Origin of the sequence: Sphingobium mellinum (assembly GCF_037860795.1) — a bacterium.
GTDB lineage: Bacteria > Pseudomonadota > Alphaproteobacteria > Sphingomonadales > Sphingomonadaceae > Sphingobium > Sphingobium mellinum.
Genome location: NZ_JBANRK010000002.1, coordinates 415,563 through 438,048 on the forward strand (window position 1 = coordinate 415,563; position 22,486 = coordinate 438,048).

The 22,486-nt window shown below is 64.0% G+C and carries 21 protein-coding genes and 2 tRNA genes; 10 read left to right on the forward strand and 13 right to left on the reverse strand.

Annotation, left to right across the window (positions count from 1 at the left end):
* Positions 1-25 precede the first annotated feature (25 nt).
* Positions 26-1,996, reverse strand: coding sequence for a transketolase (gene tkt / locus AAC640_RS06395; RefSeq protein WP_340265255.1), 1,971 nt, complete (start codon positions 1,994-1,996; stop codon positions 26-28).
* Between the two features lie 174 nt (positions 1,997-2,170).
* Between tkt and AAC640_RS06400 the strand changes: the two genes are divergently transcribed.
* The 4 genes from AAC640_RS06400 to AAC640_RS06415 all read left to right on the forward strand — a co-directional run bounded on the left by AAC640_RS06400 (position 2,171) and on the right by AAC640_RS06415 (position 3,746).
* Positions 2,171-2,362 carry a hypothetical protein gene (locus AAC640_RS06400; RefSeq protein ID WP_340265256.1) on the forward strand — a complete coding sequence of 64 codons (192 nt, stop codon included), beginning with the start codon at positions 2,171-2,173 and terminating at the stop codon, positions 2,360-2,362.
* Complete coding sequence (locus tag AAC640_RS06405) at positions 2,355-2,690, forward strand: cell division protein ZapA (protein WP_340265257.1); 336 nt, start codon at positions 2,355-2,357, stop codon at positions 2,688-2,690. Before AAC640_RS06400 ends, AAC640_RS06405 begins: the two co-directional genes overlap by 8 nt.
* Before the next feature lie 241 nt (positions 2,691-2,931).
* A complete protein-coding gene (locus AAC640_RS06410) occupies positions 2,932-3,510 on the forward strand; it encodes a 5-formyltetrahydrofolate cyclo-ligase (protein ID WP_340265258.1) in 579 nt (192 codons plus the stop codon).
* Positions 3,507-3,746 (forward strand): DUF2842 domain-containing protein, encoded by a 240-nt coding sequence (locus AAC640_RS06415; protein WP_340265259.1) that lies wholly within the window; start codon positions 3,507-3,509, stop codon positions 3,744-3,746. The genes AAC640_RS06410 and AAC640_RS06415 overlap by 4 nt, the downstream gene beginning before the upstream one ends.
* A gap of 123 nt (positions 3,747-3,869) precedes the next feature.
* On the opposite strand, the gene AAC640_RS06420 is transcribed toward AAC640_RS06415, so the two are convergent.
* Both AAC640_RS06420 and AAC640_RS06425 read right to left on the reverse strand, forming a co-directional pair.
* A tRNA-Asp gene (locus AAC640_RS06420) sits at positions 3,870-3,946 on the reverse strand.
* 41 nt (positions 3,947-3,987) lie between these two features.
* Entirely contained in the window at positions 3,988-5,142 is a 1,155-nt protein-coding gene (locus AAC640_RS06425; RefSeq protein WP_340265260.1) for an AI-2E family transporter, read from the reverse strand.
* A 160-nt stretch (positions 5,143-5,302) separates the two neighbouring features.
* Between AAC640_RS06425 and AAC640_RS06430 the strand changes: the two genes are divergently transcribed.
* Positions 5,303-5,770, forward strand: coding sequence for a hypothetical protein (locus AAC640_RS06430; protein ID WP_340265261.1), 468 nt, complete (start codon positions 5,303-5,305; stop codon positions 5,768-5,770).
* A 9-nt stretch (positions 5,771-5,779) separates the two neighbouring features.
* Here AAC640_RS06430 and AAC640_RS06435 read toward each other — a convergent pair whose 3' ends face one another.
* The 4 genes from AAC640_RS06435 to thyA all read right to left on the reverse strand — a co-directional run bounded on the left by AAC640_RS06435 (position 5,780) and on the right by thyA (position 10,445).
* A complete protein-coding gene (locus AAC640_RS06435) occupies positions 5,780-7,048 on the reverse strand; it encodes a dihydrolipoamide acetyltransferase family protein (RefSeq protein ID WP_340265262.1) in 1,269 nt (422 codons plus the stop codon).
* Positions 7,049-7,054: 6 nt separating this feature from the next.
* Complete coding sequence (locus AAC640_RS06440; RefSeq protein ID WP_340265371.1) at positions 7,055-8,059, reverse strand: alpha-ketoacid dehydrogenase subunit beta; 1,005 nt, start codon at positions 8,057-8,059, stop codon at positions 7,055-7,057.
* Positions 8,060-8,097: 38 nt separating this feature from the next.
* Positions 8,098-9,393: a 3-methyl-2-oxobutanoate dehydrogenase (2-methylpropanoyl-transferring) subunit alpha gene (locus tag AAC640_RS06445; protein WP_422794960.1), complete on the reverse strand. Its 1,296-nt coding sequence runs from the start codon at positions 9,391-9,393 to the stop codon at positions 8,098-8,100.
* Positions 9,394-9,497: 104 nt separating this feature from the next.
* Positions 9,498-10,445 carry a thymidylate synthase gene (thyA, locus tag AAC640_RS06450; protein WP_340265264.1) on the reverse strand — a complete coding sequence of 316 codons (948 nt, stop codon included), beginning with the start codon at positions 10,443-10,445 and terminating at the stop codon, positions 9,498-9,500.
* Between the two features lie 169 nt (positions 10,446-10,614).
* Here thyA and AAC640_RS06455 point away from each other — a divergent pair, with 169 nt between their 5' ends.
* Together AAC640_RS06455 and AAC640_RS06460 are read left to right on the forward strand one after the other, a co-directional pair.
* On the forward strand, positions 10,615-10,914 hold the full coding sequence (locus tag AAC640_RS06455; RefSeq protein ID WP_340265265.1) for a JAB domain-containing protein: 300 nt from the start codon (positions 10,615-10,617) through the stop codon (positions 10,912-10,914).
* Between the two features lie 104 nt (positions 10,915-11,018).
* Positions 11,019-11,095, forward strand: a tRNA-Pro gene (locus AAC640_RS06460).
* A gap of 45 nt (positions 11,096-11,140) precedes the next feature.
* Here the strand turns inward: AAC640_RS06460 and putA are convergent.
* Complete coding sequence (gene putA / locus AAC640_RS06465; protein WP_340265266.1) at positions 11,141-14,743, reverse strand: trifunctional transcriptional regulator/proline dehydrogenase/L-glutamate gamma-semialdehyde dehydrogenase; 3,603 nt, start codon at positions 14,741-14,743, stop codon at positions 11,141-11,143.
* 110 nt (positions 14,744-14,853) lie between these two features.
* Positions 14,854-16,170 (reverse strand): adenylosuccinate lyase, encoded by a 1,317-nt coding sequence (purB, locus tag AAC640_RS06470; protein WP_340265267.1) that lies wholly within the window; start codon positions 16,168-16,170, stop codon positions 14,854-14,856.
* Between the two features lie 276 nt (positions 16,171-16,446).
* Here purB and AAC640_RS06475 point away from each other — a divergent pair, with 276 nt between their 5' ends.
* Positions 16,447-16,815 carry an EF-hand domain-containing protein gene (locus AAC640_RS06475; protein ID WP_340265268.1) on the forward strand — a complete coding sequence of 123 codons (369 nt, stop codon included), beginning with the start codon at positions 16,447-16,449 and terminating at the stop codon, positions 16,813-16,815.
* A 109-nt stretch (positions 16,816-16,924) separates the two neighbouring features.
* On the opposite strand, the gene AAC640_RS06480 is transcribed toward AAC640_RS06475, so the two are convergent.
* The 3 genes from AAC640_RS06480 to ku form a co-directional block, all read right to left on the reverse strand.
* Entirely contained in the window at positions 16,925-17,113 is a 189-nt protein-coding gene (locus AAC640_RS06480) for a hypothetical protein (protein ID WP_340265269.1), read from the reverse strand.
* A gap of 63 nt (positions 17,114-17,176) precedes the next feature.
* The gene (gene ligD / locus AAC640_RS06485; protein WP_340265270.1) at positions 17,177-19,669 is read right to left on the reverse strand and encodes a DNA ligase D; all 2,493 of its coding nucleotides are present in this window, start codon (positions 19,667-19,669) and stop codon (positions 17,177-17,179) included.
* 3 nt (positions 19,670-19,672) lie between these two features.
* Entirely contained in the window at positions 19,673-20,587 is a 915-nt protein-coding gene (ku, locus tag AAC640_RS06490) for a non-homologous end joining protein Ku (RefSeq protein WP_340265271.1), read from the reverse strand.
* Positions 20,588-20,755: 168 nt separating this feature from the next.
* Here ku and AAC640_RS06495 point away from each other — a divergent pair, with 168 nt between their 5' ends.
* Both AAC640_RS06495 and pyrF read left to right on the forward strand, forming a co-directional pair.
* Positions 20,756-21,097: a hypothetical protein gene (locus AAC640_RS06495; protein ID WP_340265272.1), complete on the forward strand. Its 342-nt coding sequence runs from the start codon at positions 20,756-20,758 to the stop codon at positions 21,095-21,097.
* On the forward strand, positions 21,094-21,768 hold the full coding sequence (gene pyrF / locus AAC640_RS06500) for an orotidine-5'-phosphate decarboxylase (protein WP_340265273.1): 675 nt from the start codon (positions 21,094-21,096) through the stop codon (positions 21,766-21,768). The genes AAC640_RS06495 and pyrF overlap by 4 nt, the downstream gene beginning before the upstream one ends.
* A gap of 49 nt (positions 21,769-21,817) precedes the next feature.
* Here the strand turns inward: pyrF and AAC640_RS06505 are convergent, their stop codons facing one another.
* Positions 21,818-22,471 carry an outer membrane protein gene (locus AAC640_RS06505; RefSeq protein WP_340265274.1) on the reverse strand — a complete coding sequence of 218 codons (654 nt, stop codon included), beginning with the start codon at positions 22,469-22,471 and terminating at the stop codon, positions 21,818-21,820.
* Between the last annotated feature and the right edge of the window lie 15 nt (positions 22,472-22,486).

Genomic DNA, 22,486 nt, shown 5'->3' on the forward strand with positions numbered 1-22,486 from the left:
AGCCTCCTGATTGGGTAGATTATTTTTAGTGATCGAGAGCGGCCGCCACCTGCGGCGCGATCTTGGCGGCCGTCAGGCCGAAATGCTCATAAAGCGCCTCTGCCGGAGCCGAAGCGCCGAATGTGTCGATGCCAAAGCGCAGGCCGGCGATGCCCACATAGCGTTCCCAGCCAAACGTCGTTCCTGCCTCGATCGAAACGCGAAGGACATGATGCGGCAAGAGATCATCCTTATAGGCCTGAGCCTGCGCATCGAAATGCACCCAGCTGGGCATGGACACGACATCCACGCCGATACCCTGCGCCTCCAGCAGATCGGCGGTCGCAACCGCGATTTCGACTTCGGATCCGGTGGCAATCAAAACAGCCTTGCGCTCGCCCTTGGCGGCGCGCAGGCGGTAGGCTCCCTTGGCCGACAGATTCTCGCCCGCCTTTTCGGTGCGCAGCTGCGGCAGGTTCTGGCGGGTCAGCGCCAGCACCGAGGGGCCGTCCTTGTCCCGCAGCGCCAGTTCCCAGCATTCCGCCGTCTCGACCACGTCGGCCGGGCGATAGACATCGAGATTGGGGATCATGCGCAGCGACATGACATGCTCGATCGGCTGGTGGGTCGGGCCGTCCTCGCCCAGGCCGATGGAATCATGCGTCAACACGTGGATGACGCGCTGCTGCTGGAGCGCCGCCAGTCGGATGCCACCGCGCATATAGTCGGAAAAGACCAGGAAGGTGCCGCCATAAGGAATGACACCGCCATGCAGCGCCATGCCGTTCATCGCACAGGCCATGCCGAACTCGCGGATGCCATAATAGACATAGCGGCCCGCATAATCATCCTTGGTGAGTGGCCCGGTCGACTTGGTCTTGGTGTTGTTGGAACCGGTGAGGTCGGCCGAACCACCCAGCGTTTCGGGCAGCAGGTCATTGATCGCACCCAGCGCCAGCTCGCTTGCCTTGCGGGTCGCGACCTTCTGGGGATTGGCGATCAGCGTGTCGATATACGCGCTGAGCGAGAAATCGGCGGGCAGGTCGCCCTCCATGCGGCGCTGGAATTCGGCCTTCTGGCCATTGTTTGCCAGACGGCCTTCCCACGCCGTACGAACTTCCGCGCCACGCGCACCGATGCGGCGCCATTCGGCGGCGATATCCTCGGGGATGACAAAAGGCTCAGCGGTCCAGCCCAAAAATTCCCGCGCGGCCGCGACTTCCTCGACGCCCAGCGCCGAACCATGGACACCCGAAGTGCCCGCCTTGTTAGGCGCGCCATAGCCGATCTTGGTGGCGCAGGCGACCAGCGACGGACGCGGATCGGCCAGCGCCTCGTCGATGGCGCGGCGCACATCGGCGACATCATGGCCGTCACACGACACGACATGCCAGCCGGTAGCGGCGTAGCGAGCGCGCACATCCTCGCTGCTCGACAGGTCGACCGCGCCATCGATCGTGATCTTGTTGTCATCCCACAGCACGATCAGGCGGCTCAGGTTCAGGTGACCCGCAAGCCCGATCGCCTCATGATTGATGCCTTCCATCAGGCATCCGTCACCCGCGATCACCCAGGTGCGGTGATCAACCAGACCGTCACCGAACTGTGCATTGAGGTGCCGTTCGGCAATCGCCATGCCCACGGCAGTTGCAAGACCAGAACCCAGCGGGCCAGTCGTCGCTTCGACTCCCGCCAGCTCGAAATTCTCCGGATGACCGGCGCAGGGGCTGCCCAGCTGCCGGAAATTGCGGATATCCTCCATCGTGGGGCGCGCATAGCCGGTCAGGTGCAGCAGCGAATAGATGAGCATCGACCCATGGCCAGCCGACAGCACGAACCGGTCGCGGTCAGCCCATTTCGGCTGGCTGGGGTCGAACTTCAGATAATCCTTGAACACGACCGTCGCGACATCCGCCATGCCCATCGGCATTCCCGGATGGCCGCTGTTCGCCGCCTGAACCGCATCCATGGAAAGCGCCCTGATGGCGCTGGCGAGCGACTTTTCGGAAACGGTCATCTGGGCTGGCGTCTTTCCTGCTTTTTGAAGCGGCCCCCTGCTGAGCCTGCGAATCGAAATCGCGTCCCCTTTGTCGCGTTGCACACAAGGCGTCAACCGTGGCCAGCCCCGGGCGAGCGGCGAGCCGCCCAATGACTGCTTTTGCGCGGCGAAAACTTTGGTTATGCGTGGGACATGGCAAGCAACCGCATGATGCAGGCGATCGCCACGCTGGAGCGTGCGGTCAGCCGGCTGGAACAGGAGGCGGACGGACTTATGTCGAATGCCGCATCCCAGTCCCCAATCGTCGATCCGGAAGCGGCCCGCGCGGCGCTGCGGTCGTTGGACGGCCTCATCGCGGAATTGAAGGGCCGGGCGGATGGCTGAAACCACGTTACAGATTGCAGGGCGCCACTATCCGATCCGTTGCCGCGACGGGGAAGAAGCGCATCTTACCCATCTCGCGGGCTTAATCGAGCGCAAGGCGCGCCTGGCTCAGCAGAATACGCCCGGCCTGACCGAAACGCGCACCCTCCTCTTCGCCGCCATCTTCCTCGCCGATGAACTTCATGACCTTAAACGGGAAGCAATCGGCCGACAGCAGCGCCTGGCGCTGGAGGACGAGGACGAGCCCGCAGCCCGGGCGATCGAAGCACTTGCCGCGCGCATCGAAAAGCTGTGCGACAGACTTGTGGAACCCGGCCCCGACGCCTAGATTGGAGGCGACGGGTACTGCGCGGTATCGAGCTTTTGCGAACATCCCTGAGGCGATAATCACATCCAAGGGGGCTGTCCCTGGGCGGGTCCTGGCCCGACTTACATGGTCCCCACCTGACGTTGAGGCGTCAGAGGATTTTCCGGCACACGGCCGAGGCGGTCCCGTCACCCGCTCCTTTCATTTCAGGCGTAAGCGAGAAACGGGTTGCGTGCCCTTTGCCGAGGTCTAGACGGGCTGCATGAGCGACGATCCCGACAAGACTGCGTTACGCTCCCTCGCGCGGGAGCGCCGTCGCTCTTTCGTGTCCACACTTGATGCCCTCGCGCACCGGCTCGCGTTCAAGGCCATCCCCTCGCCCCTTGCCCGTCGTTTAGGCGAAGCGCAGACCGTGGCGCTGTACATGGGCCTTGATGACGAGGCCCCGGCCCAGCGACTCGTCCCCCAGCTTGCCGCGATGGGCAAGTCCCTCGCGCTCCCGCACGTGCTCGATCGCCTCGGCAGCATGGAATTCCTCGGCTGGACGCCCGATGATCAATTGCTCCCCGGCCTATATGGCACACATCATCCCGAACCCAGCGGCGCTCCGGTCGCGCCCGACGTCATTATCGCGCCAATGCTGGGGTTCGATCGGGCGATGAACCGCCTCGGTCAGGGGGGTGGCTATTATGACCGCGCCTTCGCCCGCTATCCGGACGCGCTGCGGATTGGCCTTGCGTGGTCGGTGCAGGAGCAAGCGAGCCTGCCTGCAGACCCATGGGACCTGCCGCTGGATGTCATTCTGACCGAAGTCGAACTGATCGAAGGACAAAACGCGTGAATCGCCAGCCCGCCCCTTACAAGCCGAGCTGGCGCAAGCCCCTGGGCATGTTCATCATCCTGGCGCTGATCGCATTGTGGGCGGTTCTGGTCGGCAGCCTGTCCGGGCCGATCGGTCGTCTGCCGATGGTCGTGCAGGTTCCAACCTATGTCTTCATGGGCCTTGTTTGGATCTGGATATTGCCCCTGAAGCGTCTGCTTGCCTGGATGGAAACCGGCCGCTGGCGCCGCCGGTGACCCCGCTCGGAGCCAAAAGCGGCGTTCCGATATAGGGCTTGTCCCTATGGCAGCGTCGTCACATAAGCAGCTGAAGGAACTGGATAATTTGGCCTATGGGCCACCCACATTCTTCAAAAGAAGTGGCGCGAGTGACGGGGCTCGAACCCGCGACCTCCGGCGTGACAGGCCGGCGCTCTAACCAACTGAGCTACACCCGCGTTCAGTGTGGGCGGGCATCTATGCGGGCACGCCTAACCTGTCAACCGGCTCTTTTGTCACTTTCCTCTTTCTCGTCATTTTCTTCGGGGAACGGGACAGTCAACGTGCCTCGTTCGAACAGGAATCCGGCAATGTCAGGCGTTCCCGCAGCGGACACGACGGTTTGGACGATGATCAGAAGCGGCACGCCAAGCAGCGCGCCTGGCGTTCCCCATACCCATGCCCAAAAGGTCAATGATACCAGAATCAGCAGCGGATTCATCGTCAGCCGACGACCCAGCACCATGGGCGTAACGGCATTCGCCTCCACCAGATGGAATCCGATCTGGATCGCGGCAGGCAGCAGCGCCTTCCAGACATCGTCGAAAACCATGAGCCCCCCAAGCGCCAGCAGCATCGCGGCCAGCATGGGTCCGAAATAGGGAATGAAATTCAGCAGCGCGACGATGCCACCCCACATCAGCGGCGACGGCAGGCCGATCAGCCACAAGGCGACCGCAATCGCCAGCCCCAGGCATAGGTTGATGGTCGCAATCGTGAGCACATAGGCCGACGTCGCGTCGACCACATTCTGGATCACCCGCGCGACTGCCATGGCCCCGTCAAAGCTACCCCGGCTATTGATCGTCCGACGGCGCAGGCGGGTCCAGCCAGCCAGGAAAAAGTAGATGATCAGCAGGCCGAACACCATCTGGATGATCGCCGCCGGGGCCGATGTCGCTGCGAATTGCAGCAGTGAATGGGGAGCTTCTACCGCGGTCGTTTGAGTCGCCGCAACCGGTCCAGAAGCCAGCGTCCGCACCGTTTCGTCAACGAAATGCTGAAGCTGAGAATAGATATCGATCAAAGGCGCGAGATTGTTCTGTATTTTGGGCAAGCGCTCGGGCAGCAGCCTGAACCAGTCGGTCGCCGGCACGATGATCAAGACCAGCGCCGTATTGGCCACCAGCAGGAACACGACGACCGCTATAAGCGCCGCTACAGAAGACGGCATGCGCCGCCTCTCCATCCACTCCAGGAAGGGCACGAGCGCGATGGCAATGACCACGGCGGCCACCAGCGGCAGAAAGAATTCCGCCCCCTCTCGAAGTGCGAACGGCAAGGCCAGCAGCAGGCCGACGCCGCAGGTCAGCGCAATCGAGGCGAGCAGACGGTCTCGCCGACGATCGATCTCATGCTGTTCATGGGGTGTCACTGACAATCATTCCCTGCGGCTGGTTTCTGATGTGTGACCGGCGCACCGCGGTGCGTCAATTTCATTCAGCTGTGTATGCCATCGCAAATGGCCAGTTAACCAAATGTTGGTGGCGCTTCCCCTATGCTGGTCGGCATCAAATCGAACGGGGCAGTGCCGGATGACGCGGAATTTGATATTGGCGATGGGGATTGTAGCGGCAGCGCCGCATGCCGCCTGGGCCCGGCAAGATGTTCGCCTGGAAACGCAAATGTTCGTCGAACGGGTGCAAACGGATATTAATGGCCGCGCGCGCCGCATCCTTGCCAATGCCGACCGGATCGCACCGGGCGACCGCCTTGTACTCGTCGTCAACTGGCGCAACGAAGGGCGTCGCGCGGTAAACGGCCTCGCCCTCACAAACCCGGTCCCGCGCGGCACCAGCCTGTCGCTGGAAGACCCGGCCGCTCAGGTCTCCGTCGACGGGGGCCAGACATGGGGCAGGCTCGACCAGCTATGGCTGCCGACCACGCTGGGCGGCGTGCGCCGCGCTGTTTCCACCGACATAACCCATGTTCGACTCAAGGTTCCGGCGCGCATCTCGCCCGGCGACCGCGGTCGCCTCAGCTATCGCGCGATCGTCCGCTAAAAGGCACGCTCAATCGGCAAAAAGCAGAGCCGGCATTTCCAGCAAGCGCTTTATCGCCTGTACGAAGCTCGCGGCATCCCAGCCGTCGACAACCCGATGGTCGCAACTGATCGACAGGTTCATGAGCTTCGCGGGCACCACCTCCCGCCCGCGGAACACGGGTCGCTCCATGATTCGATTGGGGCCGATGATCGCGACTTCGGGCCGGTTGATGACAGGGGTTGTGGCAACCCCGCCCAGCGGTCCAAGGGAGGTCAGCGTCAGGGTCGATCCGGACAGCTCCTCCGCGCTCGCCTTGCCCGATCTGGCCGCGTCGGCCAACCGGCCGATCTCGCTCGCCAATTGCCAGACGTTGCGGTCCTGGGCGTCGCGGATCACCGGCACCATCAAACCGGTCGCCGTTTGCGTCGCGATGCCCATATGCACCGCGCCATAACGGGTGACGACGCCCGCCTCATCGTCATAACGCGCGTTCAACATCGGGAAGCCGGGCAAGGCCCGGCAGATCGCGACGATCAGCAGCGGCAGCAGCGTCAGCTTGGGCCGATCGCCCCGGCCGGCGTTCAACTGCTCTCGCAGCCTTTCAAGCTCGGTTACGTCGATCTCCTCGACATAGGAAAAATGGGGAATGTGGCGCTTCGACGCTGCCATATTTTCGGCGATTCGGCGACGCAGGCCGATGACCTTGACCGCCTCGTCAGGCCGCCGGGCGATTGCGCCAGCAGGTCGATAGCCCTGTCCCGCCCGGTAGAGCAGAAAAGCATCGAGGTCCGAATGCCGCACATGATCTCCGCTGGCTTTCACCTGGGCCAGATCGACCCCCAACTCCCTGGCCCGTGCCCGGACAGCGGGAGACGCCAGCACTTTACCGCCATCCGCAGGCTCGTGATCCTCGCCCTGACGCGGCTCAGGACCAGAAGGCGGTTCCACAGGGTCAGTGCGAACGAGGCCTTCGATTACCTCCTCCACGACGCGCCCCGGCATTTCCGCCTGCGCCATTTCCTCACCCGGCAATGAAGCCTCCGGCTCGCCATCGTCCTCTATTGCGATCTCGACGAGCATCGACCCGATTGCGACCAGATCCCCCGGCTGTCCCGCAAGCCGCGTCACCACACCCGCCACCGGACTCTCCATCTCGACCGTGGCCTTGTCGGTCATCATATCGGCAATTGGCTGGTCTTCCGTGACCCGGTCACCGACCTTGACATGCCAACCGACGATCTCCGCCTCCGCAATGCCTTCGCCGATGTCGGGCAGCCTGAACGTAAAGAGGCTCATGGCGTCTCAATCCCTCAAGATCTTGTTAATGGCTTCCCGGATGCGCACTGGCCCCGGAAAATAGGCCCATTCCAGGCTATGCGGATAGGGGGTGTCGAACCCGGTCACGCGTTCGATCGGCCCCTCCAGATGGTAGAAGCAGCGTTCCTGCACCAGCGCCAGAAGTTCCGCGCCAAAGCCGCTGGTCCGCGTCGCTTCATGCACGATCAGGCAGCGCCCGGTCTTCCGCACGGATCTCTCGATCGCCTCGATGTCCAGCGGCACAAGGGTGCGCAGATCGATGATCTCGGCGTCGACGCCCATGTCAGCGACCGTGCTTTCCACCACGTGCACCATCGTCCCGTAGCAGAGGATGGTCAGCGCCTCGCCTGGACGCACCGTCCGCGCCTGGCCCAGCGGCACGCGATAATAGCCCTGCGGCACCATGGCCTCGGGATGGCCGGCCCAGCTTGTGGCCGGCCGGTCATAATGGCCGTCGAAGGGGCCGTTATAGATGCGCTTGGGTTCGAAGAAGATGACGGGGTCATTATCCTCAATCGCCGCGATCAACAGCCCCTTGGCGTCGTAGGGGGTTGAAGGAATGACCGTCTTGACGCCCGAGACATGGGTAAAGATGCCCTCGGGCGACTGACTGTGCGTCTGGCCGCCGAAAATCCCGCCGCCAAAGGGCGACCGCACTGTCATTGGCGCCGTGAATTCTCCCGCCGATCGATAGCGCAGCCGCGCCGCCTCCGACACAAGCTGGTCGAGCGCGGGGTAGATATAGTCGGCGAACTGGATCTCAGGCACAGGACGCAGCCCATAGGCGCCCATGCCTACGGCTACGCCGATGATGCCGCATTCGGTTATCGGCGTGTCGAATACCCGGTTCTTGCCATATTTCTTCTGCAGGCCCGCCGTCGCGCGAAAGACGCCGCCAAAATAGCCGACATCCTCCCCCATCACGACCACGTCCGCGTCGCGATCCATCATCACGTCGAGCGCGCTGTTGATCGCCTGGATCATGTTCATCTGCACGCGCGCTTCGGGCATGCCGGTGGTCGCTTCGCTCACAGGCCGGCTGCCTTCCATTCTGCCAGCATCTGCCGCTGCTGTTCCTCGAGGTGCCAAGGCCTTTCCTCGAACACGTCTTCAAACATCGATTCCATCGGGTGGTGCAGGCCGTGTCCCAGAATGCCGTTCTTCTCTGCCTCTCTCGCAGCATCACGAACCTGCTCGGCCAGTTCCTTGTCCATCGCCGCGTGCCGTTCTTCGTCCCAGATGCCTATTGAAACGCAATGCTGCTTCAGCCGCGCGACGGGATCACCCAGCGGCCAGTGGCTCGCTTCGTCGGCCGATCGATAGGCGCTTGGGTCGTCGGAAGTGCTGTGCCCTTCAGCCCGATAGGTGAAATGTTCGATCAGCGTCGGCCCGTGATTGGAGCGTGCCCTGTCGGCCGCCCAGCGCGTTGCCGCGTAGACAGCCAGCGCGTCATTGCCGTCGATCCTGAGGCCGGCGATGCCATAGCCAATGGCCCGCGCCGCGAAGGTTGTCGCCTCCGCTCCCGCAAAACCAGAGAAGCTGCTGATAGCCCATTGATTATTGACGATATTGAGGATCACCGGCGCTCGATAGACGCTGGCAAAGGTGCAGGCGGAATGGAAGTCACCCTCTGCGGTTGATCCCTCTCCGCACCAGGTTGCTGCAATCCGCGTGTCGCCGCATGCCGCACTTGCCATCGCCCAGCCGACGGCTTGCGGATATTGCGTCGCCAGATTTCCCGAGATCGAAAAGAAGCCAGCCTCACGCGCCGAATACATGATCGGCAATTGCCGCCCCTTCAACCGGTCGCCCTTGTTCGAGTAGATCTGGTTTATCATATCGACGATGGGCCAGTCCCGCGCGATCAGGATGCCTTGCTGGCGATAGCTGGGGAAACACATGTCGTCGTGGGCAAGCGCCATCGCCGCGCCGATCGACACCGCCTCCTCGCCGGTCGACTTCATGTAGAAGCTGGTTTTCCCCTGCCGTTGTGCGCGGAACATGCGCGCGTCGAAAGCGCGGGTCAGCGCCATGGCCCGCAGCATCCTGATCAGCGTTTCCGCCGGTAGCATTGGATCCCAAGGGCCTACGGCGGCGCCGTTCTCGTCCAGGACCCGGATCAGACCATAAGCCAGTTCGCGGAAGGAGGAAGGGTCGGCCGCCTCGTCAGGTCGTAGCGCCGCGCCAGCAGGTGGGATGTCGAACTTGGCGAAATCGGCGGCATCGCCTGGCCGGGACGGGGGTTCCGGTACATGGAGCCTTAGCGGAGGCAGATTGCGCCTGCCCGCCTCTTGGCCCGCGCCCGAATTGCGCCCCTGGGTCACATCCCGCCTCCTCGTCATGCATTGCAATATTATTGCGGTCGTGAGTTACTATATTACAACTGCCAGGTATAGGCAAGTGATCCTTACCGAATTTTTGGGCCGCTTCAGACAGCTACCGGCGCTGGGATATGGGCCTGAGGAGCGTAATCCAGCACCTCAAAATCCTCGATCGCATAGCCGAAAATGCTTGAAGGGCGCCGATTGATCCGCAGGCGGGGCGAGCCGGACGGCGTCCGGCGAATCTGTTCCTCCACCAGCGCCGCATGGTTGAGGTAGAGATGCACGTCCCCCCCCTGCCAGATGACCTCGCCCGGCTTGAGGTCGCATTGTTGCGCGAGCATGCGCGTGATCATCGCCAGGCCGAAGATATTGAAAGCGAACCCCAGCCCGAGGTCGCAACTGCGCTGGAACAGCAGGCCGTTGAGCCGGCCATCAGCTACCTGAAACTGATAGGTCATATGGCAGGGCGGAAGTGCCATGCGCGACAGCTCGGCCACGTTCCATCCGGTGAACAGCAGCCGCCGGGAACCTGGAGTGGTCCTGATCCCTTCCACCAGATCGGCGATCTGGTTATGGCCCTGTTCGGCGCGGCGATACAGGCCCTCCCCCGCCGGCTGGTAGCGCGGCCAGTTGACCCATTGCGCGCCATAGACCGGACCCAGATCGCCCCAGCGGGCGGCGAAGTCGGCATCCTCGATGATCCGCGTCTCGAACGCGTCGCGGTCGATGTGCTCGCCAGTGGCCTTGCGATAGGCATCCAGCGGCCAGTCGGTCCAGATATGGACACCCTGCCGCACCAGTTCGCGAATATTCGTGTCGCCGCTGAGGAACCACAGCATCTCCCGCGCAGCGACCTTCCAGTAGACGCGCTTGGTGGTGAGCAGGGGCACCGCGTCATCGGTCAGCGAAAAGCGCATGGTCGCGCCGAGGATCGACCGCGTACCTACGCCCGTGCGGTCGATCCGCTCATCGCCCTCCGTCCACACACGACGCATCAGGTCCAGATATTGCTGCTCATAATGCGGTGCTGCCGAATGGTTCGTGCTGGTCAAGGGAGCGTCTTTCCTGATGCGGCTGATTCTGCGTTCCTGCCCCCAGCATCTAACCGAGCGGGGGCGACCATGCCACATAGTGTTCGCTTCGGACCCATTCCGCCGGACTGGCGACCATTTCGGACCAGTCCGCGCTGGCGCAGGGCCGCCAAGCGCCCATCATCATTACATGACCGATACGGACTCCCTGCTTTTTCTCATTCTGGATAAGGAGTGGCGCCTTCTACGCCGGGTGGAGGGCGGCAGCGACTGGCGCGACATCATGGTGCAGCTGCTACAGGTGGACGGGGACTGGATCGTCATCGAACAGAGGCGTGAACATGACCCTTGGCCGCTCCCCAAATGGGACGATATTCGCCTGTCCCGCGTCATTTCCCGGCGGCTGCGGCCAATGGAGGTGAAGCTTGCCGACCACATCATCCAGGGTGGCTCCAGGCGGTTCAGCTTCCGCGAGGCGGGGCTGCTTTGAACCACGCCAAAAAAAGCGCAAGCAGCCGCTTGCCAGCCCGAAAAGCCGCCTCTATAGACCGCCGCCTGCCCAGCGGCATCGCCCAGCGCGACGCCGCCGACGGTCGGGGAGTAGCTCAGCCTGGTAGAGCACTGTCTTCGGGAGGCAGGGGCCGGAGGTTCGAATCCTCTCTCCCCGACCAATGTCGTCGCGAGCGATCGGATACCGATCGCATCCGACCTAGCTTTCAGGTCATTGTCATCAGCTTGGCGTTGCCGCCTGCTGCCGTTGTGTTGATCGACGTCGCCACTTCCTCAAGCAGATAAGGCAGCGGGTTAGCCGCGTCCTCTCCCGTGCTAACCACGTGGATCGGCACCACCGGCCCCGGCCTGTCGGCAATTGCCACGGCGATGGAGGCTATTCTCTTGCCGTCACCTTCCGCCAGCGCCGCGACGGGCGTGGCCGTCCCCTCTGTCGAGAAGCGCAGCGAGACACTGGCCGGCAATCGGGCAGGCACGGCCATGCCTTCAATCATACCATGATTGCCTGTGGCGAGAACGAGCGCCATCTGCCGAAGCAGGCCGCCGCGGGTACAAGGCAGAAGCAGAACGGCACCGCCTGGCCGCAGCGCATAGAGATTGCATTCCCCGACAGGACCCGGCAATTCAGCCTTCAGTCCAACCGGCGAACGCTGCCCCGCCGTGCGCGCAAAGGCGGCGGCATCCGCTTCCCCCTGCTGGTCGAGCCACGCGGCAAAATCATGCACCGCTGGATCGCGTTGCCCGGATATAATGGGCAGCGCTGGCGGGGATTCGGTCAGGCGCCCCAGGTAGAGCGGGCCGCCCGCCTTGGGCCCGGTGCCCGAAAGCCCGCGCCCGCCGAACGGTTGCACCCCGACGACCGCACCGATGACGTTGCGGTTCACATAGAGATTCCCGGCCTTCACCCGGTCCGTCACCTGAGCGATCGTGCGATCAAGTCGGGTATGAAGACCGAAGGTCAGACCGTAGCCGGTCGCATTGATCGCGTCGATCAACGAGCCAAGGTCCTTCCGCCGATAGCGAAGGACGTGCAGCACCGGGCCGAACACTTCCCCCTGCAGATCGCCTACTGCGCCGATCTCTATGATGGTGGGAGCCACGAACGTCCCGTGGCTGGTGTCCGGCAACGCCAGTTGCTCGACCCTGTGTCCGACGGCCCGCATGTGGGCGACATGCGCCTCGATCCTATCCCTGGCTTGGGCCGTGATCACAGGTCCGACATCGACGGCAAGGCGATCCGTGCGCCCGATCCGCAGTTCGCGCATCGCGCCCTTCAGCATCGCCAAGGTGCGGTCAGCAATTTCCTCCTGCAGGCAGAGGATACGGAGCGCCGAGCAGCGCTGCCCCGCGCTGTCGAAGGCCGACGCGAGGACATCACCCACCACCTGTTCGGTCAGCGCCGAGGAATCGACGATCATGGCGTTCTGGCCGCCGGTTTCCGCGATCAGTGGCAGGGGCTTGCCGGCAGGAGAGAGGCGCGGGGCAAGCTGGCTCTGGATCAACCGGGCGACCTCCGTAGATCCGGTGAACATGACCGCCGCGATCTGCGGAGCGGCGACCAGCGCCGCGCCGATCTCGCCGTCACCCGTCACCAATTGCAGGGCGTCATCGGGGATCCCCGCTTCATGCAGCAAGCGCACGGCCTCAGCCGCGATCAGCGGTGTCTCCTCCGCCGGCTTGGCCAGCGCAGGGTTGCCGGCGGCAAGCGCTGCGGCCAACTGGCCCGTGAAGATGGCCAGCGGGAAATTCCACGGACTAATGCAGGCCACCGGGCCCAGAGGCGTTTGCGATCTGCCCAATGTCCGGCGCGCCTCGGCAGCATAATAGCGCAGAAAATCAACCGCCTCGCGCACTTCCGCGATGGCGTTGGGGACAGACCTGCCCGCCTCGCGCACGATAAGCCCCAACAATATCGGCATGCGCGCCTGCAGCGCGTCGGCTGCCCGCTCCAGCAAAGCCGCGCGCTCACTCACCGGGACATCGCTCCATCCGCTTGCGGCGGAGCGCACGGCGGCCTCGCGCACTTGCGACTCCGTCATGTCATAGACCGTGCCGACATGATCGCGCGCGTCCGCCGGATTAAGTACGATGCGCGCCTTGCCGGTTGCAGCGTCACCTGCCGTCCAGTCCATGCTGGCGCTTTGGCGAAGCGCTTCGCCGATCTCGACAAGCGCCCGTTCGTTGCTGAGGTCAATGCCGTCGGAATTGCGGCGGTCGGGATATAGGTCACGGGGCGCCGCGATCCTGTCATGGCGTCGCCCCGGCTCCGCCATGGCAAGCACCAGTTCGACCGGATCGGTAATCAGTTCCTCAATCGATATGTCAGGATCGCCGATCCGATGGACGAAAGAAGAATTCGCGCCATTTTCGAGCAGGCGCCGGACCAGATACGCCAGCAGCGTTTCGTGCGTACCCACCGGCGCATAGATGCGGCACGGCCGGTCGAGCCGATCGGCGCCGACGACCTGCTCATAGAGCGGCTCGCCCATGCCGTGCAGGCACTGGAATTCATAGTCGCGGGGCACGAAATCCGGGCCGGCGAGATGATAGAGGGTGGCCAGCGTCTGCGCGTTATGCGTCGCGAACTGCGGAAATACCGCGTCCTTGGCGCCCAGCAGCTTTCGGGCGCAGGCGATGTAGGCCACATCGGTGTGGACCTTGCGCGTATAGACAGGGAAATCGGCAAGACCATCCACCTGCGCGCGCTTGATTTCCGTGTCCCAATAGGCGCCCTTGACCAGCCGCACCATCAGTCGTCTGCCGGTCCGCCGCGCCAGGTCGACGATCCAGTCGATGACGAAGGGACAGCGCTTGCCATAGGCCTGCACAACGAAGCCGAGCCCCTGCCAGCCGGCAAGATCGCTGTCACCGGCGAGGCTTTCGAGCAGATCGAGCGACAGCTCCAGCCGGTCAGCCTCCTCCGCGTCAATGTTCAGACCGATGTCGTAGCCTTTGGCAAGCAGGGCGAGATCGCGCAGCCGGGGCAGAAGCTCGGCCATGACGCGTTCCGCCTGGTTCCGGCTATAGCGCGGGTGGAGCGCCGACAATTTGATCGATATGCCAGGTCCGCCATAGACGCCGCTGCCCGCCGACGATCGGCCGATGGCGTGGATGGCCTCGACATAGGCCGCCAGATAGCGCGCGGCGTCCTCGGCCGTCGTCGCGGCCTCGCCCAGCATGTCATAGCTGTAGCGATAGCCCTTCGCCTCCATCTCGCGCGCGCGCTTGAGCGCCTTGCCGATGGTTTCGCCCGTCACGAACTGCTCGCCCATCATCCGCATCGCAAGGTCGACGGCCCGGCGGATCACCGGCTCGCCCGCCCTGGCAATCAGGCGCGTCAGCGCGGCGGCCAGTCCCGTGTCGTCGACGCTGCCAACGAGCTTGCCCGTGACGACCAGGCCCCAGGTCGCGGCATTCACAAACAGCGGCCTGCCCGTGCCCAGATGCCCCTTCCAGTCGCCGTCGGCGACCTTGTCGCGGATCAGCGCGTCACGCGTCGCGTCGTCGGGCACGCGCAGCAGCGCCTCTGCGAGGCACATCAACGCCACGCCTTCCTGGCTCGAGAGCGCATATTCCTGCACGAGCGCCTCGACACCGCTCTGGCGCGGTTCGCTGCGGAGCGTGGTGACGAGTTTACTGGCGGTTTTTCGAATGGCGCGGCTCATGTCCGGCGCCATCGTCGCAGCCTCAATCAAGGGCTCCAGGCATTCGCGCTCCGGCCGCCTATAGGCCGCCGTAATCGCCCGCCGAAGCGCAGACTGCTTCCTGATGGGAGCGAAGTCGGCAAAAGGCGGGTCGACCGGCGGCATGCATCAAGGATGGACACTCGGCCGGCAAGACTCAAGGGTCTGGCGCCTCGCTGTCCCCCGGATGCAATGCTGCTGTGTCGTCCGGATTTTTTTACGGCCGGTCCTCGGGGTCAGGCTTGTCCGAATACCCGGCGGAAGATGGTGTCGACCTGCTGGAAATGGTAGCCGAGATCGAACTTCTCCTCGATCTGCTCTGCCGTCAGAGCAGCGGACACGTCGGGATCGGCCTTGAGCAATGCCATCAGCGACAGCTGACCGTCGGATTCCCAGACCTTCATCGCGTTACGCTGGACGTAGCGATAGCTGTCCTCGCGCGACACGCCGGCCTGCGTGAGGGCCAGCAGCACGCGCTGCGAATGGACAAGGCCACCCATCTTGTCGAGATTCTTCATCATCCGCTCAGGATAGACGAGCAGCTTGTCGATCACGCCCGTCAACCGGCCAAGCGCGAAGTCCAGCGTGATGGTGGCGTCGGGGCCGATATACCGCTCGACCGACGAATGGCTGATGTCGCGCTCATGCCAGAGGGCGACATTTTCCATCGCCGGCATCGCATAGCTGCGGACCATGCGCGCGAGGCCGGTGAGGTTTTCCGTCAGCACCGGATTGCGCTTGTGGGGCATGGCGCTGCTGCCCTTCTGGCCGGGGGAGAAATATTCTTCCGCCTCCAGCACTTCGGTGCGCTGCAAGTGGCGCACCTCAACCGCAAGCCGCTCGATCGAGCTGGCGATGACGCCCAAGGTCGCGAAGAACATCGCGTGGCGATCGCGCGGGATGACCTGCGTTGAAACCGGCTCGATCGCCAAGCCCAGCTTCGCGGCGACATGTTCCTCGACGCGGGGGTCGATATTGGCGAAGGTGCCCACGGCGCCGGAAATGGCACAGGTCGCGACTTCTTCGCGCGCGGCGACGAGGCGGGCGCGGCAGCGGCTGAATTCGGCATAGGCTTCCGCCATCTTGAGCCCGAAGGTGACAGGCTCGGCATGGATGCCATGGCTGCGGCCGATGGTGGGGGTGAGCTTATGTTCGAAGGCGCGGCGCTTGATGACGTCCAGCAGCATGTCGAGATCTTCGATCAGGATGTCCGCCGCGCGGCTCAGCTGCACCGCAAGACAGGTGTCGAGCACGTCGCTGGAGGTCATGCCCTGATGCATGAAGCGCGCTTCATCACCCACCTGCTCGGCCACCCAGGTGAGGAAAGCGATGACATCATGCTTGGTCACGGCCTCGATCGCGTCGATGGCGGCCACGTCGATCGCGGGGCTGGTCGCCCACCAGTCCCACAGTGCCTTGGCGGCGGATTTGGGGACCACGCCCAGTTCGCCCAGCGCCTCGGTCGCGTGCGCCTCGATCTCGAACCAGATGCGCAAGCGGGCTTCCGGTTCCCAGAGAGCGGTCATTTGCGGGCGGGCGTAACGGGGGACCATCGGGGCGAATCCTGATTGCTGAAAAATGGATGGGGCGGCGCCTAGCAGGTGGAGGATTTTTGGGCAAATGGGCGGAAATGCATGAACGAAACAGCGAAAAAGCGAGGCATTCGTCGTGAATATGCCAGGCCGTGTCGGTGAGTGGAGGTGAAAGCGAAGATGAACTGTTGGAGGTGAACAAAAAGTCAGGAAACAAGCCGGGGACTGAGCTATTCAGGCAAAAGAACTCACAGATGTGGCTCAACATCCTGTGTCCGTGACTGGAAGGAGCGTTCAATGATTCGCGCGTTGATAGTGTCGTCACTGCTGCTGACTGCCGCCCCTGTGTTGGCACAGGAGGCGACGGCGCCGGCAGCGTCAGCGCAACAACAACAGCCCGCCTCCCCTGCGGAGTCTGTTGCTTCGATCGTCGACAGCGAATTCCCGGCCTATGACGCCAATAGCGACGGACAGCTCGACAAGGCGGAATTTTCCCGCTGGATGGTCGCGCTCAAGGACCAGGAGATGAAGACCACCGGCAAGTCGCTGACGCCCGCCGAAGTGAGCACTTGGGCGAACGGCGCGTTCGTCACGGCCGACGCGGACAAGAGCATATCCGTCAGCAAGCCGGAACTGATCCGTTACCTGAGCACGGGTGCAAGCTGAAGGCCGGCAGAGCCAGACCTGAGGGTCGCAACATGAGGCGGCATGGAGCGAAGGCCATGCCGCCTCCTTTTTTGTGCGCCGCAGGCCGGTCACGGCCGGGCGACCCGGCTCAGCCGCGCTTCTTGCTGGTGTAGAGCAGCGCGGCAACGATGGCGGCGGAGCCGATGCCGACCGCTGTGCCCATCCACACGCCCCGGCCTACGGATTTCCGGGCGGCGGTCGCCAGATCGTCAGGCTGGGTGTCGGCGGGCGGGGTTGTGGCATCGCCCTGCGATGCGTCTTCGGGAAGCTTCGTCATGGTGACTCGAAGCTATGCAATAAAGCGCGGCCTTGGGGAAGACCGGATCCGGCAAGCCGCCGTTCAATAGTCCGGCAGCAGTTGGCGCGCCTCGCCCCATCCGCGCAATGCGCGCGACGCGGCCCGTTCGACCAGCCGGTCGACGTCGGCGATCGTATAGGCGCCGGCGCGGTCGACATCTTCCAGCTCATCCCAGCTGACCGGCACGGCGACCGGCGCATTCTCCCGCGCCCGCACCACATAGGGGAGGACGGCGGTCGCCCCGCGCTGGTTGCGCAGCCAATCGATGAAGATGCGGCCCTTGCGCCTGGCCTTGCTCATCGTCGCGGTGAACCGGTCCGGCTCGGCCGCCGACAGCGCCCGGGAAAAGCGATCCGCGAAATCCTTGACCTGCGGCCATTCCGCCCCTGGGGTCAGGGGCACGACAACATGGACACCCTTGCCGCCCGACAGCATGGGGAAGCTGGTGAGGCCGATATCATCCAGGGTGCGACGGATGTCGCGCGCCGCCTTCCTGACGTCGCCAAAGTCCAGCCCTTCATCGGGATCGAGGTCGAAAATCAGCCGATCGGGCTTTTCCACATCCTCGACCCGCGAGCCCCAGCCGTGAAATTCGATGGTGCCCATCTGGACGCAGGCGAGCAGCCCATCGATATCGTCGACATAGATATAGTCCTGCGGGTCGCCGTCCTTCTCCCGGATGGGCACATGCTTGACATGATCGCCGAAGCTGCCGCTGTCATGCTTCTGGAAAAAGCATTTCTTCGCCCGCCCCTGCGGACAGCGCACCAGGCTGATCGGGCGATGCGCGATCCAGGGCAGCATGATCGCGCCGGCCGCCTGATAATAGTCGGCAAGCTGCCCCTTGGTCACCTGCGCCTCCGGGAAGATCAGCCGGTCGCGGTTCGAAATGTGGACATCGCTTGCCGGTTCGGGCGTGGCCATGACTTCCTCCCGCGTGACGTCGGCCGCCTTCCTGTCCTCGCGCAGGCCCAGGAAGCTGCCATGCCGGACAACATTGTCGCCGGTAAATTCCGCAAAGGCGATTTCCGCCACCAGATCGGGACGCACCCATTGCGCGCCGCGCGCATCGGCGCGGGGCACCTCCACGGGCGGCGACCCCCGGGCGCGCGCCTTGAGTTGGCGAAGCAGGCGTTCGCTGTTGCGGGCGTTGAACCCGGTTCCCACCTTCCCGGCATAGACCAGCCCCTGCCCGTCATTCTGGGCGAGCAGGATGTTCCGCAGCGACCGCCCGCTCGCCGAACTCGCGGTCCAGCCGACGATGACGAATTCCTGACGCCGGGTGCATTTGACCTTGAGCCAGCTTTTCGTGCGTGCCCCGCGATAGGGCGCGTCGGCGCGCTTGCAGATGATCCCTTCCTGCCCGGCGTCGCACATGGTGCGGAACAGCCTTTCGCCCGCGCCGATGATGTGGTCGGAAAAATGGACGTGCGCGCCGCCGTCGCCCAGCAGCGCCGCCAGCTTTTCCTTGCGGGCGATGTTGGGCAGGCCGGTCAGATCATCGCCGTCCAGCATCAGCAGATCGAAGGCGAACAGGTGCAAGGCGCCCTTCTCGTCGCCTTTCAGGACCCGCTGGAGCGTGGAGAAGTCGGGATTGCCGTCCTGCCCCAGAGCCACGATTTCGCCGTCGATCAGCGCGGGCGGCAGGTTCATGGCGGCGATCTCGGCCGCCAGCGCGGCGAAGCGATCGGTCCAGTCGAGGCCGGTGCGGGTAAAGACCTTTACCTGTTCCGCCGCGACGCTGACGAGCGCGCGATAGCCGTCATATTTGATTTCGTGAAGCCAGCTGTTGCCGGTCGGCACGGCGTCGACCAGCGTGGCAAGCTGGGGCGACCGGAAGGGCGGCGGTTTGGCCGCGCCGCGCCGGACCCGCGCCTTTTTGGGCACCGCCTGTTCCGCCTGCGCCATCGCCGCATCGAAGGACTTGCCGCGCTTGCCCTTAAGGGAAATGGCCGGGGCATTCGCGGCGATTTCACCCATGGTGCGGCCGCTCCTTATGCTGGTCAGTTCGCGGGCGACCAGATCGTCGGCGGCGCCTGCATAGGCATCGTCGATCTTGCGCAGCAGCCAGTTTTCGCGCTTGCCCTCGCCAGGTCGCGGTTTCAACCGGATGAGCAGCCATTCGCCCTTCATCCTTTGGCCGTGCAGGATGAAGTGGAGATGGCCCTTGCCAAGATCCTTCGCGCTCTTGCCCGGCACCGGTTCCCATGTGCCCTCGTCCCACAGCATGACGGTGCCGCCGCCATATTCGCCCTTGGGGATCGCCCCTTCGAACCCGGCATAGGACAAGGGATGATCTTCGGTACGGACCGCCAGCCGCTTGTCATCGGGGTCAAGGCTGGGCCCGCGCGTCACCGCCCAGCTTTTGAGCACGCCGTCCATTTCAAGGCGGAAGTCATAATGAAGGCGGGTCGCATCATGCTTCTGGACGATGAAGCTGTTGCCGCTGGGTCGTCCAGGCTCGCCCGCCGGCTCCTTTGTCCGGGTGAAATCGCGCTTGCGATTATAGTCCTTGAGCGGATCGGCCTCTGCCATGGGTCAGGCCCGTTTGCGCGTGGGCGCCTTCGCGCCCGGGCCTGAGCGGCTGGCGGCCGCCTTCTTCGCCGGGGCCTTGGCATTCGCGCCTTTGGCAGCAGCGCTGCCCTTCGCAGCGCTGCTTCGGCCGCCGGTGTCGACCGATTTCTTGAGCGCGGCCATCAGGTCGATGACATTGCCGCCGCGCTGGGCCGGGCCGCTATCCTCTTCCTCGATAATCCGGCGTCCCTTCGCCTTCTTTTTCTTTTCGATCAGCCTTTCGAGCGCGTCGACATAGCGGTCGTGGAACGTGTCGGGCTTGAAAGGCGCGGTCTTGTTCTCGATCAGCGCCTCGGCGAGGTCGAGCAGTTCGGGATCGGGCGTCGCGTCCTCAATTTCACGGAAATAGGACTGGGCGCGATTGACCTCGTCGGCATAGCGCATCGTTTCCAGGATCATGCCGCGACCGCAGGGCTTCAACGACACGATATATTCGCGGCCACGCATGGCGAGCTGGCCGATGCCGACCTTCTTCGCCCGGCGCAGCGCCTCGCGCAGGACGATGAAGGCTTCCTCCGCCAGATCGTCGGCGGGAACGACATAATAGGGCCGTTCATAATAGAGAACGTCGATTTCATCCGCGTCGACAAATTGCGTCAGTTCCAGCGTCTTCTTGCTTTCCAGCCTGACCGCCTCGATCTCTTCGGGTTGCAGCAGGACATAGTCCCCCTTGCTCACCTCGAAACCCTTGACGATGTCCTCGGGCTTGACCGGGCCGAGGCCGGGCACGACCTTTTCGTAACGGACGCGCTTGCCGCTCGGCTCATGGATCTGGTGAAAGGCGATCTGGGCGCCGGACTTGGTCGCGGCGTAGATTTCAACGGGGATCGAAACAAGCGCGAGCCTGATCTGACCCTGCCAATATGCGCGCGCCGCCATGATGAAACCTCCTTGCCAACACCGGAAAATGCGCGGCGCGGGGCAAGGGTTCCCCCACGCCGCGCGGGCCGGTTTGCGGCCCGCGCGCGGGCTTGTCCGACGAAGCGCTTCCGAACAGCGGCGAAATGGCCTAAGCTACCCCGCATCAGCAGCTAGAGGACATGCCGAATGCAATTCCTGAAGACTGCCTTCTGGGTTGTCTTGGCGGTAGCGATTGCCCTGTTCTGCAAGGCGAACAATCGGCCGACCGAAATAAAGATCTGGGGCGACATCATCTGGGAGACGCGCATCTGGTTTCCGATGCTGATCGCCTTTCTGGCTGGCGCCGTTCCTTTCTGGATCATTTCGCGGGCCAGCCGGTGGCGGATGAAGCGCAAGCTGGAAAGCACAGAACGGGCACTGGTCGCGGCGACCGCGGCCGCCAGTTCCGTTCCACCCGTGTCGATCCCCGCCGAAGCTGACGAGATTCCATCCCTTTCCCCGCCTCTATCCGCAACAGGAACAGCATGAGCAGCCCGATCTATGTCGCCATCGATACGCCCGACCTCGCCAAGGCGCAGGATCTGGCGCGGCGCGTGCATGCTCATGTCGGCGGGCTGAAGCTGGGGCTCGAATTCTTCTGCGCGCATGGCCATCATGGCGTCCGGGAGATGATGAAGTTCGACCTGCCGATCTTCCTGGACCTGAAGCTGCACGACATTCCCAACACCGTGGCCAAGGCGGTGCAGGCGCTCCATGGGCTGGAGCCGGCGATCCTGACGGTCCACGCGGCGGGCGGGCGCGCCATGCTGGAGGACGCGAAGGCGGCGGCGGGCATCCGCACCAAGGTGGTGGCCGTGACGGTGCTGACCAGCCTGGACGATAATGACCTGACCGACATCGGCGTTGGCGGCCGTGCGGAAGATCAGGTCGCCCGGCTCGCCGATCTGGCGCGCAGTGCGGGGCTGGACGGGATCGTCTGTTCCGGCGAGGAAGTCGGGCTGGCCAGGCGGGCGTGGCCGGACGGTTTTTTCGTGGTGCCGGGCGTGCGGCCGGCGGGTGGCGCGATGGGCGACCAGAAACGGGCCGTGACCCCGCGCGAGGCGCTGGATCGCGGCGCGTCGATCCTGGTGGTGGGGCGGCCGATCAGCCTGGCGGATAATCCGGACCTCGCCGCGCGGGAGATCGAAGCGACGCTGTAGGCGCCTGGCAGAAGGGGCCGGTCTGCGCCGGCCCCCTCCCATGGTCGCGTCAGAAGCGCCAGCCGACGCTGGCGACGACTTGATGGCGATCCGTGTCGACGTTGAATTCACTGCTGGTGGCGCCGTTCGCGAAGTCGATATGGCCGCTGTCATATTTGGAATAACGATATTCCAGCTTGGCGAAGGTGTTCTGGTTGAGCGCATGTTCGACGCCCGCGCCGACCCGCCAGCCGTCGAGCTTGAAGGACGTATCGGTGGTCTGGTTGGTGTCGCCCGCAAGCACGTTGAGCTTGGTGTTGGTGTAGCCGCCCTTCACATAGACGAGCGTGCTGGGGCTGGCGAGGATGCCCGCGCGCGCGCCGACATAGAGATCACGGCCCTGCTTGACGCGACCGAAACCGAACTGGTCGGTGAAGTCGCGGCGGCTGCTCTTGGCCGTGGAGTCGGTGAACTCGCCTTCGACGCCGACGACCGCGCTGCCGAGATTGACGTCATAGCCCGCGCCCACGCCATAGAGCAGGCCGTCGATGGACTGGTCGTCGCGGTTGTTGTCATTGTCGACGCTGCTGCCCGCGCCGATGTGGTCATAGCCCAGGATCGCTTCTACGCGAGGACCGGTGAAGGTTGCCGGGGCGTCCTGCGCCAGGGCCGGGCTGGCGACCGCTGCGCCGGCCAGAAGGGTTGCGACCATAATCTTCCGCATATGATACTCCATTCG

Coding starts and splice junctions, on each gene's coding strand:
- tkt (WP_340265255.1), bottom strand. CDS start 1,996: ATGACCGTTTCCGAAAAGTCGCTCGCCAGCGCCATCAGGGCGCTTTCC.
- AAC640_RS06400 (WP_340265256.1), top strand. CDS start 2,171: ATGGCAAGCAACCGCATGATGCAGGCGATCGCCACGCTGGAGCGTGCG.
- AAC640_RS06405 (WP_340265257.1), top strand. CDS start 2,355: ATGGCTGAAACCACGTTACAGATTGCAGGGCGCCACTATCCGATCCGT.
- AAC640_RS06410 (WP_340265258.1), top strand. CDS start 2,932: ATGAGCGACGATCCCGACAAGACTGCGTTACGCTCCCTCGCGCGGGAG.
- AAC640_RS06430 (WP_340265261.1), top strand. CDS start 5,303: ATGACGCGGAATTTGATATTGGCGATGGGGATTGTAGCGGCAGCGCCG.
- AAC640_RS06435 (WP_340265262.1), bottom strand. CDS start 7,048: ATGAGCCTCTTTACGTTCAGGCTGCCCGACATCGGCGAAGGCATTGCG.
- AAC640_RS06440 (WP_340265371.1), bottom strand. CDS start 8,059: ATGAACATGATCCAGGCGATCAACAGCGCGCTCGACGTGATGATGGAT.
- AAC640_RS06455 (WP_340265265.1), top strand. CDS start 10,615: ATGACCGATACGGACTCCCTGCTTTTTCTCATTCTGGATAAGGAGTGG.
- putA (WP_340265266.1), bottom strand. CDS start 14,743: ATGCCGCCGGTCGACCCGCCTTTTGCCGACTTCGCTCCCATCAGGAAG.
- purB (WP_340265267.1), bottom strand. CDS start 16,170: ATGGTCCCCCGTTACGCCCGCCCGCAAATGACCGCTCTCTGGGAACCG.
- AAC640_RS06475 (WP_340265268.1), top strand. CDS start 16,447: ATGATTCGCGCGTTGATAGTGTCGTCACTGCTGCTGACTGCCGCCCCT.
- AAC640_RS06480 (WP_340265269.1), bottom strand. CDS start 17,113: ATGACGAAGCTTCCCGAAGACGCATCGCAGGGCGATGCCACAACCCCG.
- ligD (WP_340265270.1), bottom strand. CDS start 19,669: ATGGCAGAGGCCGATCCGCTCAAGGACTATAATCGCAAGCGCGATTTC.
- ku (WP_340265271.1), bottom strand. CDS start 20,587: ATGGCGGCGCGCGCATATTGGCAGGGTCAGATCAGGCTCGCGCTTGTT.
- AAC640_RS06495 (WP_340265272.1), top strand. CDS start 20,756: ATGCAATTCCTGAAGACTGCCTTCTGGGTTGTCTTGGCGGTAGCGATT.
- pyrF (WP_340265273.1), top strand. CDS start 21,094: ATGAGCAGCCCGATCTATGTCGCCATCGATACGCCCGACCTCGCCAAG.
- AAC640_RS06505 (WP_340265274.1), bottom strand. CDS start 22,471: ATGCGGAAGATTATGGTCGCAACCCTTCTGGCCGGCGCAGCGGTCGCC.